Source organism: Ruegeria sp. BB6 (assembly GCF_056539385.1).
On sequence record NZ_JBQFUW010000001.1, the window covers coordinates 115,031 to 126,881 of the forward strand.

At 53.5% G+C, this 11,851-nt stretch carries 7 protein-coding genes and 1 tRNA gene; 3 read left to right on the forward strand and 5 right to left on the reverse strand.

The features are described from left to right. Positions 1-43 precede the first annotated feature (43 nt). On the reverse strand, positions 44-2,443 hold the full coding sequence (locus tag ACR0B7_RS00565; protein WP_170576605.1) for a phospholipase D-like domain-containing protein: 2,400 nt from the start codon (positions 2,441-2,443) through the stop codon (positions 44-46). After that, positions 2,440-3,894, reverse strand: a complete 1,455-nt coding sequence (locus ACR0B7_RS00570) for a hypothetical protein (RefSeq protein WP_170576606.1) — start codon at positions 3,892-3,894, stop codon at positions 2,440-2,442. Before ACR0B7_RS00570 ends, ACR0B7_RS00565 begins: the two co-directional genes overlap by 4 nt. A 207-nt stretch (positions 3,895-4,101) precedes the next feature. On the opposite strand from ACR0B7_RS00570, the gene ACR0B7_RS00575 reads away from it, so the two are divergent. Both ACR0B7_RS00575 and ACR0B7_RS00580 read left to right on the forward strand, forming a co-directional pair. Then, on the forward strand, positions 4,102-4,449 hold the full coding sequence (locus ACR0B7_RS00575; protein WP_170576607.1) for a hypothetical protein: 348 nt from the start codon (positions 4,102-4,104) through the stop codon (positions 4,447-4,449). 626 nt (positions 4,450-5,075) lie between these two features. Beyond that, a complete protein-coding gene (locus tag ACR0B7_RS00580; protein WP_170576608.1) occupies positions 5,076-6,425 on the forward strand; it encodes a hypothetical protein in 1,350 nt (449 codons plus the stop codon). 66 nt (positions 6,426-6,491) lie between these two features. On the opposite strand, the gene ACR0B7_RS00585 is transcribed toward ACR0B7_RS00580, so the two are convergent. Further along, positions 6,492-7,439, reverse strand: a complete 948-nt coding sequence (locus tag ACR0B7_RS00585) for a site-specific integrase (protein ID WP_170569546.1) — start codon at positions 7,437-7,439, stop codon at positions 6,492-6,494. A 578-nt stretch (positions 7,440-8,017) separates the two neighbouring features. Here ACR0B7_RS00585 and ACR0B7_RS00590 point away from each other — a divergent pair. Then, a tRNA-Asn gene (locus ACR0B7_RS00590) sits at positions 8,018-8,092 on the forward strand. A gap of 361 nt (positions 8,093-8,453) precedes the next feature. Here the strand turns inward: ACR0B7_RS00590 and ACR0B7_RS00595 are convergent. Both ACR0B7_RS00595 and pgi read right to left on the reverse strand, forming a co-directional pair. Further along, entirely contained in the window at positions 8,454-10,073 is a 1,620-nt protein-coding gene (locus ACR0B7_RS00595) for a long-chain-fatty-acid--CoA ligase (RefSeq protein WP_170481748.1), read from the reverse strand. 166 nt (positions 10,074-10,239) lie between these two features. Continuing rightward, positions 10,240-11,850, reverse strand: coding sequence for a glucose-6-phosphate isomerase (pgi, locus tag ACR0B7_RS00600; RefSeq protein ID WP_170576609.1), 1,611 nt, complete (start codon positions 11,848-11,850; stop codon positions 10,240-10,242). Position 11,851: the final 1 nt, after the last annotated feature.

The following is an 11,851-nucleotide window of genomic DNA, read 5'->3' on the forward strand; positions in this document are numbered from 1 at the left end:
GGGGCTTTTTCTGTGGCCTGATGCCCACCATCGCGGGAAGCATCTAGTTGCGACTATAGCCCTGATCGCCGCGTGTCAGCAGAGCGCGTTCAGACACTACCATGAGCCTCTGAACATCTTCGGTATTGAAAATACGCTCGTTCAAAACAGAGAAGCGATCGGCCACCAACGAGTTCGTTTCGCACATCTGCGAAACGGACTTGAGGAAGCTCCCAGCAGTCGACCTAAATGGCTTTGAGATTTCGAAGGGGATCGCATCCAGACGGTCGAAATAGGCGATCAAGACCTGACAAGCGACGGATAACGTGGCGAGAGCCTCAAGTTGGTAACCTTCGAGCTCCGAACCAAGCAGCGCATCGCTTTGCCAACTTCGACAATGAGGCACCAGAAAGCGTGCCAGAATTCTGATCCAACAGTTCTCGCCCGTTCTTTCGAAGGCAGGGAGAGGATAGGTTTCGCAAGGCTCATCAGGACTCGCTACAGCGAGCGTGGCGTAAACGATAACCTGGAAGAGAAGCGCTTGATCCAACTGCACTTCTCCTGGTTTCTGCAATCCAACCAACTTCTGCAAATCATTCGATCGAATTCTAAGATCGTCTATGAACTGCCGCGCCTCAGCCCTCGAACCTGTCTTGCGCTTGTCGATGATACGTCTGGCTGGCTCCTTTGCGGGCCCATCATCTGATGGATCGCTCCCATCGGTGGAAGCATCAGCGTTTCCCTTTTGGCTCTCTGCCTCTTCCACCGAGGAAAGATTTTGGTCGTGCAAATCCAAGGCATCGTTCGGGTCGGCCCAGTGAGCTTCTCCATGCCCAACGACGCGGTTAATCGCTCGGCGTAGCTCGCTCAGAGTTGTTGCTGTAACGAGTTCATTTTCGACGTTTTCTTCGTCGTCAAATTGGTAGAAGTCCGATTCATCAAGAGTAATCCCATCTTGGGTTTTCCCTCGGTTTTTACGCTGTCCACCGCCAGAGCCGAGTTTTTGCCGCTTGGATTGCATCTCCTTGTGTTGCAGGGCATCCAGTCGACCAATCATTTCGAAGATGTCCCGAATGTCTCGTTTAGCTTTGAGCTCATCAACGAGGCGACGTACCCTCAGCGACTGTGGCGGTTCTGCTGCTCGTTCGAGCTGGGAGAAAACCGTAACAACAAACGGCGCGGACATTGTTCCATCCGCGAACCCTACCCGGCCGAACCGCACCTTTCCTGCAAGATCGTCCGAGACGGGCTGAGGCTCTTTGGGTTTAGGAGAAATCTCTCCAATAACGTTCTCGGTATCATCGTGAAGTGTGATGTTCAGAGCGTCTTCATACCGTTGGGGCGGCAACCAAGATGCCAACCCGTTCTTGATCTGAACTAGCCCTCCATCACGAACGACATCGAGGGTTTCGCCTCCCTCGGCACCCTTCTTGGTGCGAGTCCGAAACTGATTTGCTGGGAAAGGCGTCGCAAGCGCTAGCGCGAGTTCGTCGGAGATTGTCTGAACGCTGTTCCTGTCTACGATTTTCCTGAATATGGCGGCCTCAGCATTTCCTCCAAATTCGCCGCGCCCCCAAAGCCCGGCCTGGCTCGAATTCATGCTGCCGGTCAACACGTAGTCAGCGTCCCTCGACTTGCATATGATAACTTTCGAATGCACCCGGCGTTCGTCAGAAGTAAGTGGTTCTGGACTCATTACAGACAGTTTGGGGTCATGTCTCACGACCTCTTGCGCGAAGTCTTGTTCTGCCAACTCTGGGATAATCCTCGTTTCCGGGTTGCCCAAAGCGTCTCGAAGCTCACGCAGGCCTCGTAGATCCTCATCCCAAAATGGCGATACGACAATCAGTTCCGATACCTCATCACTACCAACCTCTGAAAGAAGCTGGTCAGCGATGGAAGCGTCTTCTGAATCAGTAAAGACGCCTAGACGGCTACCGCTCGCGGCTTCGATCACACTGACTGCATCCACGTCCTTTAGCCAGGGCGTCATCAGAAAGACTTGGTCGATGGCACGCTTCATACCGATGTCGCCTTGCGCTGTGTGGCGCCAAATGTAGTCAAGAACCTTCTTGAATAGCCCAGCCGTATCAATGTTCTCTTCGTCTCTTATGATCAGACTGAACGCCTCGAGGTTCCCGTTAATCCCCGACGTCGTTAGATTGGATGAGCCAACTAGCAGACGCCCCTTTTCCTTCCCAAACTGCGCAACGATTTTTGGATGGAAGCAGCTTTTGAGTGCCCGTTTGGCAAGATGGTAATTTTGGCCTGCAAATCCAGGCGGCCCCAAATCCATCGATGCTTGGTTGATCATTCGGCTGTCGCCAAGAACCGCAATGTTTCTACACTGTGCGGACTTGAGGGTGGTTAGGACGACGTTCTCAAAGCAGATTGGGTCGAAAGAGAATGTGGTCATCAACGCGCTGTGATAACCCTTTTCTCGGAACTGATGATCGTATCTCACTGCTTCTCCAGCTCCGTACGACCAATTTCAGTTAATCCAGCCTCATCGAGCAATCCGAGCTGCGTGAGAAATGCGATAGCGGTTCCTAATCGTGGACCGGCCGCTCCAACTAGCCCAGTCCGCCGAGCTACGACGGTTCCTTCCTCATACTCAAACTGGAATGTGTAATTGCTCTGAAAGCGTAGCTTCCTTGACGCAACAAACAGATGCCTCGAGAGGATTCGATGCCGGATGAATTCGGCTATCGCTGACTGGGCATTAAACTGCGCCTTTGAGCTAAGAAACCCAATTTCAGTGGCGCTGGTTCTAAAGTGGCCCTTTGGCGGGAAGATTTCCTCCATATCTTGCAGCTTCGCGGACCAATCGATCCATAGTTTCGCGATGAGGGTGACTTTGGGTTCAAGGGAGGTCCCGTCTTTTGTAGCCGCCTCCTGGATTTCTCGAGTGGACAATCCACCCGCCAGTTCAACCAGTTCTAGGAAGTAATCCTCGAGGCTTACACTATTTGGTATGGAGGAACACACCTCCGCCGTGAGATCAGATATGTCCATCGTTCCATGATCCGACAGAGTTTGGACGCAAAAGCGGAGGATGCTTTCCATTGAAACGCGCATGCTGTCGGCAACCTGAAAATGCGCCCAAAGCATCCTTTCTTCGAACCTAATTGCATCGGCAGCAGGGAAGTCCTCGAGCCACTCGAACCGCATCAACCATTCACTGGGCAAGCTGCCTTTAGCTCGTGAATACTCCAAGATTTCGAGAATCGTATTTCGGCGTTCTCCGACGCCGCGCCTGCCCACCAAAGCCTCTCGCAGCAGCGTCAGCTCGCGTGTTGTATCCTGTACTTGGTCGAAATTTATCGACATCGCTTTCATGCGCTGGAGCGTATTCAGTTCCACTTTCGCTTGAAGGCAGGTATCACGAAATAGCTTCACAGTCTGTGGTCCGACCGACTCTTCGAACGCATCAGCAAGTGGCAGTCCTAGCTCGGGTGTAGGCGCCAATATCCCGTGCTTGTTCCTTTTGAGGACCCCCATCTCCGCCATCTGCGAGCCATAGATGCCAAAAAACGCGGGAAACTCGAGGTATTCTTCCTGGAGCAATAGAAAGTCGTACTCCGCAACATCCTCGCGCAAGTATCTGCCAAAGGTGTTTTCTCCGGCCAGTCCGCCACCCAAGTCATTTGCACGCGAGATCAAGCCAACAAGAGCCTCACCACGACGAATATGAGCCTCGAGATCATCCTGATTTGTGCTGAAGGTCGCTCGCCCGTACTCTTTCATCCACCAAGCGAAGAAAGCGTAGTAACGAACTCGGACCGTAACGGATGAAATCCCATTGAGCAGTCCCGAGTACAGCTGCTCAATTGGTGCCAACATTGCCAGAGGATCTAGACCGCCGGTTTTGCCGCGGTCGGTCCAATAGGGAATGCCGTCATCGAGTTCGCGCATGACGTTACCACTCGCACCTTTATTCTTTTGTCGTTGCGTTCACAGTAACCACTGGCTGGACTTTCTCAAAGACCACACGACACGCATGATTTGGCGATTTCGTCGGCATCGCGCGTACCATGTGCTGTGGCGCTCTAACGCACAGCGTTTCACGCCAAACTTCTGACACATAACCAAAATATCGTTGGTTCTATGAAGGGAGCGGTGATGCTGCATTATGCATCAGGAACACCAGAAAATGACGATTTCCAGGTGGTCGAAAACCAGCTGGCCCGTCAGCGCTTGTTCTCCGTGCATCCCAATCACTTTAAACCTCTTCTCCGTTGGGTTGATGACCTTCAGGACGGTATATTTTCCTTCGAAGATCAGCTAACCCGAACGCCGAGCTTGAGCGGTAAGCTCGCTCGCGCGGACGCCCGAATGCGCCGGGAACTGTCGGAACACGGACGTGACCCAAAGTCGTGGATAACATATGAGGAGGCGCTTCAGCGGCAACCGCAAGATCAAGCGGGGAATGGCAATGTGCAAAAGCCAGTTCTGCCGCAAGCTGTTTGAGCCAGCGAACGACCACGACTACTGCTCAATCCACTGCCGCGAATTGCAGGAAGTCCACGAAGCCAAAATGAAGGAATACGAGGACTGAAACGCATAAATTCCAGTTTTCGATTTTTTCGCGGGAAGTCGAGGCGGCTTCGACTTACCTTCACGGACACCGGGAAGGTGTTTCCCGTACTGCGCGAAATACCCTGAAAGGGACGTTCAGGGTGATTTACCTCCCTCACCGCGCGGGAGGTGATCACCGCCTTGGCACCGGCCTGCCGGTCAGCCAAGACCACGACTTTCCGTACTTGAGGCTGTAAATCAAACTAGGCGACAGGTTAAACAGTTCTGCGATCCTCACTGGCCTTTGTGCGTCCTTGAGCAGCGCGTCGATTTTCAGCGCTTTAAGGTTAATGAAGTTATTTCCGGCCCGACCATTTGTGCAACTGGACGGAAAAGGATCGATCTGCTTGTGATATGAAACCCAGCTTCTAGAAGGAAAAGTTAAATCTAAAACCTCTATGAGTTTGTATTCGAGAGAAATTTAGTTTTCTGTAGAGAGTGAATTGACGAGGATTTATTAATGATTACTGAGAAATCGACGGGTTTACATGTGATGCGAGCAATAGGTTAATTGGCAAATGTCTAAGATATTTCATCTGTCTCAGAATTTTGGGTGCGGCATAACTTTATTCGTTCTTTGGCTTAGCGTCGCCCATGCGGAGGTTCTAGGGGATGATCCCAAGACTTTTGATCCCATCACAAGTTTTATGTACCAACAGGTTGGAACAATTATCGTTTCCAACGAACAAATTGTCTTTCCGGGCGGAGCCAAACTACAGCTAATCTTCGTTAAAGATAATTCATCTGGTAATTGGCCGGTTACACCCTCGGGCTCTTCAACTTCGGCCAAGATCTACGAAGTAGACGGGGAAATACCTAGACTGAAAGGTGGTGGGTCGTTATGCGGTGACGAAGTTCCAGTTAGGTATTTAGCTGTTTGGCCGGACATCGACCCGACAAACGACAGACGTTCTGAGGCTCGGTTCAACTTCTACTCATCAGACACGCCGCCGCTTACCGACAAAAGCAAAGGTTGGTGTCTTACTTTAATCACATACACTGGCAAACGATATGACGGACCAACTTACGAAGGGACCGTTTGGACGCAACCTAGCCTCTCGACGACGCCAGCCCCAACTACGTCAACGGGTGGTAAGAGTGAAACTGGCGCGGGAGTCACTGCCGCTGATACACAGACTAAAAGCGAGCCGGCAAGCGAAGCATCAAACTTATCAGACGCGGATTATGTCTCTAATTGGATTACGTCTAAGCTGTTATTTATTCTTCTTTTGTTTGCCGCTACCGTGTTCTTGATAATCAAATTTGAGGTATTCTGGAAATCAAAAAGAACCCTAAACAGTTCAGTCAAAAATTTCTGGTTGAAAGAATCAACAGTTAAGAAAAGGGAATATTCGTGGCGATCTAATATAGTGGCTGGTGTTGTCGGCTTGCTAATTGCCGCTTTCTTTATGTGGAATTTAGGCATTATCAGCCCACGGCAACCACAATCGGTCGAAGTTAAAGACGAATGGAAAAGGGTAGCTAACAGCTACATTTCGGAAAGCTCAGAGTGGCCGGGAATATACCTTAAATTCACTTGCTGGCGTTTGGGAGACATAGGAAGGCGATATACTATGAGTTTTTCCACCCTTTACGATCCACGAGCTAAGAAGGATGAAGTTCACAGGCTACTTCGCCGTCACCAGCCTGAAGACAATTCGGTTGTAGTGGTCGGAAGAGAAACAGAAGAATACACATACAAAACACTTTCCGCTTTGGATTTGCTTGGCGGGTCCCGATCGCAACCTCAGGTCCACATTCTTGCGGAACTTATTCGTAGAGGTTCGATTAAAATAACTTCGGAAGGTAAGACCGTTAGATTTTATGCCGGTCCAGAATTGGAAGCACTGAAATACGGTGTTTGTTGACTATTCATATTCGTTTGTTCAGATTCCGGGTCTGGCTACTTAGTAGACAGGAGAAGCGACTTCTTATCAGGCTGACTCTTTTGCTTTTAGAATCGCGTCGTTCCAGACGTTCATCGCCGCTCTGCGCTGTTCCAAGAATTCGGATCGCTGATAAATCCGCGCGACTGTCGAGGCTGTAGACGCGCCGGAGTGATTGAGACATCGGTCTGCGACATGCGGATCAACCCCGTGATCTGCGCAGATCGTCGCAAAGGTTCGCCGCAGGTCTTGGAAGACCCAGCCCGTCACCCCAGACGCTTTATCCAATTCCTTCTTGAATTTCGACCAGCCGCCGAATGGCGTTGTGCCAGTGCGTCCGGCAAAGATTAGGTCTTCGTTAGTCTGCGCCATCGCCGTGTTGAGCGCGGTCGCGGCGTAGTCGTTGACCGGGACGAGATGAACCCGGTTCGACTTGTTCCGAGATGCCGGGAGGGTCCAGAGGCGCGCTGGCAGGTCGATTTCCCCGCGCTGGATAAACGAAACCTCTGCCATCCGTCCGGCAGTCCCCATCAGTACCCGGATCGCCATCGCCGGGACGGTTGGCCCCATCGCTTCGAGGGCGTTTGCTATCGCACCCAGTTCCAGCATCGACAGGGTCCGCTCTCGTTTGCGGGTCTGCCGGGTTTTCACGTCTTGCAGGAGCCGTGACCCCCTGCCCGTTTCTGCGACCCATCCGAAAAATGGCCGCGCGTATCGGACTGCGAGGTCTGCCATGCTCGGTGCCGTGCGCCGTTTCGCGTCTATCGCTGCAATCAAGTCCGGCTGTTCGATCTCGACCAAGCGCCGGGACAGAAGCGCCCCAAAGACGTTTCGCAAGACTTTCTCAGCATGTGCGCCCGTTCTCAGCCCCGCCAGACGGTCGGAAGCGTAAACATCCAATGCCGCCCCCAACGTCAGGCTGGTTCGCCTGTCAGCGGCCTTTCTGCGCTTTCCCTGCCGGTCCCCGTAGGCATCGCCCCCAGCAACCTCTTTCATAGCCGTCGCCTGCGTAAGCGTTCTGGCTGTGTCCCGCGCCGTTTTGTGTCCCATCGCAGGCCAGCGGCCGACTTTGTCCCGAACCCGTCTACCCCCGACTCGGTGCCGGAGAAACCAAGACGCGCCCGCCTTTCGTCCGATCAGTTCCAGTCCGGGGAATGTTTCGTCCCGCCATGTTCTCCGCCCGGTGTCCGGTAGCTGGCGACGTAAATAGTCTTCGCTGTGCATATGTGTCCCGCGTGTGTCCCACTTCGACCTCAAGCCGGGCGCTGATCCGATAACCCCTTGTTAAGCTGACCCGTTCCGACTTTGGGTATTTTAACTATAAAAACAGGCTAGTTAAAGGCTAAATCGCCCAAAACTAAGCTATGGGAATAATAGGGGAATTGGAAGGACCGATTGACTGTTAATCAATTGGTCTTAGGTTCGATCCCTACCGCCGGAGCCAAATCACCCCTCAAAATTGATAGTGTGTTTTGGCAAAAAGCCCGACCTGAGCAGTGTCGAATCCTGTCTAAAAAAACTTCCATCAGCCCTCTGGACGGCGCAGATGCAGGTTGCTATACGGCGCAAACCGTTCCGGCGTAGCTCAGCGGTAGAGCAGTTGACTGTTAATCAATTGGTCGTAGGTTCGATCCCTACCGCCGGAGCCAATCTCTCACATCATTTGCAGAGTCTCGCCGTTAATTCTAATCAAGGGCGAACTGCGTGCGCAGCTATCATCAGGTGGGCTGACGCTTATGCAGTAATCAGGTTGGCTAATTAGAACTCGCCGCTGGGAACGCGATCACAATCCTTAGTTGGAACTACTTGTGTAGGTCGCCTAGCTTGCATCAAGGTTTGTCGATTGAAGGCCGAGCCCATCGGGTCGATGCGGCTAAGGTTGCTGGCAACTTTTTTGTGCTGGGCTCACCAACTACGAAATGGGCGGCTCAGAAATCGAAGGGACCAAGTATCATTTGGTCTCAGGTTCGATCTCAAACCGCCCAAGCGCTTTGCATTTTGGGCATCAGCTCAACCTGCCAGTTCATCCGAAAAATCGGCGCGCAAGTTGCGTTTCAGAACTTTGCCCGTGGCGTTCAACGGCAGAGCGTCCACAAAGACCACCTTATCCGGCACCTGCCACTTGGCGATTTTGCCATCAAAGAAGGACAAAAGCTCCTCCTCTGTGGGATTTTGGCCTTCTGCTTTTACCGCAACAAGCAGGGGGCGCTCATCCCATTTGGGGTGTGGAACGCCAATCACGGCTGCGGTAGCAAGTTTGGGATGGGCTACGGCGATGTTTTCCAGTTCGACCGAACTGATCCACTCACCCCCTGATTTGATGATGTCTTTTGACCGGTCGCGAATGGTCATGTATCCGTCGGGGTCCAAAGTCGCCACGTCTCCGGTGGCGAACCAGCCATCCTGTAGCAAATCCTGGTCTTGCATCTGGAAATAGCTATCCAAAACCCAATGACCGCGCACCATCAGATCACCCTGAGTTTCTCCGTCGCGGGGCAACTCATTGCCGTCGTCATCCACGATTTTCATCTCAACGCCATAGCAAGGGCGCCCCTGACTTTCACGCAACTTGTGTTGCTCTGCCGCTGGCAACTTATCGTGCTTGGCCAAAGGCTGGTTCGCGGTGCCCAAGGGGCTCATCTCGCTCATGCCCCAAGCGTGAACCGTATCGACATCATACGTCTCGCGGAACGTTTCGATCATGGATGGCGGGCAGGCCGCGCCTCCTATGACCGTGCGCTGCAGGCTGGCCAGTTTGCTGCCGGACTTATCGGCATAGGCCAACAGCCCTTGCCAGATCGTTGGAACCCCCATTGCCAGCGTGACGCCATAGGTGTCGATGAGCTTAACCAGCGCTTCGCCGTGCAAATCCGGCCCCGGCAATACCATGCGTGAACCGGACATCGCGCAGGCATAGGGCGAACCCCATGCGTTTACATGGAACATGGGAACAACGGGCATAACCACGTCCATCGCGGAATACCCGATTACATCACGCGTGTTCGAGCCGAAGCTGTGCAAAACTGTCGAGCGATGAGAATACAGCACGCCCTTTGGATTGCCCGTTGTGCCCGACGTATAGCAAAGACTGGATGCGGTGTTTTCGTCAAAGCTGGGCCACTCAAACCCTTCGTCGCCGGTTTCGATCAGCTCATCGTAAAACTGAACACCGGGAATTTGCGAGATCGCATCATCGTTCCTTGGCCCCATCAGAACGAAATGCTGCACTTCGGCAAGATGCTCTTTGATCGCCGCGACAAGCGGAATAAAGGTCGCATCGAAAAACAAAACCCGATCTTTCGCGTGGTTCATGATGTAGGTGAGTTGTTCGGGGAACAGTCTTGGGTTGATCGTGTGACACACAAAGCCCGCACCGGACGTTCCATAATAAATTTCCAGATGCCGCCGATTGTTCCACGCCAGTGTCCCGATACGCGCTTGCGGCTCAAGACCCAGTTTGGTCAAGGCTGACGCCAGCTTTCGCGCATTTACGGCTATTTGAGACCAGCTACTTTCAGTCACCGTCCCGTCAGTTTCGACCGATATGATCTCGGTCTGACCGTGATAGCAGTCTGCGTGCTCAATCAGCGACGAGATCAGCAATGGCTGCGTCATCATTTGTCCTAGCATGGACATCCTCCCTATGTGTGAGCCGCTTCTGTGTGGCGGCTCCTTGTTCTTGCTCTGCCGCGTTTAGCAGCAAAGCACGCGTTCCAGTTGAACCCTGCCAATCATTTAATTGTCTGACAATACGAGAATGTAGCGTGCCATCATACAGGATCCCAATTTTTTGTTATCAACCCCGATGACGCATGGCGTAGGCCACCAATGCGGCGGTTGAACCATCCTTATCTGCGGCACTTTCCTGCCCATCTACGATCGGCCCGAGAGACGTGGCCAGTTCCTTGCCCAGTTCAACGCCCCATTGGTCGAAGGAATTGATCCCCAGCAACACGCCCTCAACGAATACACGGTGTTCATAAAGCGCGATGATCTGACCTAAAACAAACGGAGAGAGCTTGGGATAGATCAGTGTGGTGGATGGGCGATTGCCGGGAAAGACACGATGGCGCGCCTGACGTTCAAGCTCGGAACCCTGTAGTCCTTTTGCGGCCATCCGTTGCCGCGCCTCCTCCAGAGACCGTCCTCGCATCAACGCTTCGGACTGAGCGAGGCAGTTCGCAAACAATAGCCGATGATGGTGCGAAAGCTCAGGCTCGTGCCCTTCGGCGGCAACCATGAACTCACACGGGATTACGTCGGTGCCTTGATGGATCAACTGATAAAAGGCGTGCTGCCCGTTGGTTCCGGGCTCGCCCCACACGACGGGCCCGGACGGAACGGTTAACGCGGCCCCATCCATAGCCACGGATTTGCCGTTCGATTCCATTTCGAGCTGCTGAAAATATGCAGGCAACCGTAACAACCGTTGATCATAGGGTAATACCGCGCGGCTGGCGTGGCCTAGAACTTGCCGATGCCAGACACCGACAAGCGCCAGCAGCACCGGCATGTTTTCACCCCAGTCAGCCGCGCGGAAATGCACATCCATGGCCTGACCGCCGCGCAGAAAGGCGTCAAAAGCGTTCGATCCCACGGCAATCATCACGGGCAAACCAACCGGACCCCAGACCGAGTATCGGCCTCCGACCCAGTCCGCAAAGCCGAATACCCTGTCTTCGGGAATGCCGAACGCCTGGGTTTTGTTCAACGCGCTGGACACCGCCGCGAATTGGGCCGCCGGGTCGCCCCCGCCATCGGTCATCCATGCCCGAGCCGTGCGTGCGTTGGTCATGGTTTCGATGGTCGTGAAGGTTTTCGAGGCGACAATGACCAGCGTCCGCGTCGGATCCAGTTGTCGCAACGTATCCGCGATATGCGCGCCGTCTACGTTCGACACGTAATGCAACCGTGGCCCATCGTGATATGGGGACAAAGCATGAGTGGCCATGACCGGGCCCAGATCAGACCCACCGATTCCGATATTCACCACATCCGTAAAGCTGCCCCCTGCCCCGGCGATGGCACCGCCGCGCACCTCCTCGGCAAAGACCCGCATGCGTTGAAGCGTGTCCAATACGTCAGGCATGACATCCAAACCATCAACCTCGACCGGGCCACCGTCCAGATTGCGAAGGGCCGTATGCAGCACCGCGCGGCCTTCGGTTTCGTTGATCTTCTCTCCGGTGAACATCGCCTCGCGTCGGTCGGCCAACCCTGCCTCGTCGCACAATTGGATCAGGGCATCACGGATCGTCCCATCTATCTGAGTTTTCGAGTAGTCAAACAGCAAATCCCCGGTCGAGGCTGAAAAACTCTGCGCCCTGTCTGGCGACTGCTCGAACAAATCCAAAATTGCGCGGTCCTGCGCGCCGGTTGCCAGTGCTTTGAGGTTGCTCAGTTTCATA

Excerpts from the sequence above, each read along its gene's own strand:
- ACR0B7_RS00580 (WP_170576608.1), top strand. The coding sequence starts at position 5,076 with ATGTCTAAGATATTTCATCTGTCTCAGAATTTTGGGTGCGGCATAACT.
- pgi (WP_170576609.1), bottom strand. The coding sequence starts at position 11,850 with ATGAAACTGAGCAACCTCAAAGCACTGGCAACCGGCGCGCAGGACCGC.
- ACR0B7_RS00575 (WP_170576607.1), top strand. The coding sequence starts at position 4,102 with ATGCTGCATTATGCATCAGGAACACCAGAAAATGACGATTTCCAGGTG.
- ACR0B7_RS00570 (WP_170576606.1), bottom strand. The coding sequence starts at position 3,894 with ATGCGCGAACTCGATGACGGCATTCCCTATTGGACCGACCGCGGCAAA.
- ACR0B7_RS00585 (WP_170569546.1), bottom strand. The coding sequence starts at position 7,439 with ATGAAAGAGGTTGCTGGGGGCGATGCCTACGGGGACCGGCAGGGAAAG.
- ACR0B7_RS00595 (WP_170481748.1), bottom strand. The coding sequence starts at position 10,073 with ATGCTAGGACAAATGATGACGCAGCCATTGCTGATCTCGTCGCTGATT.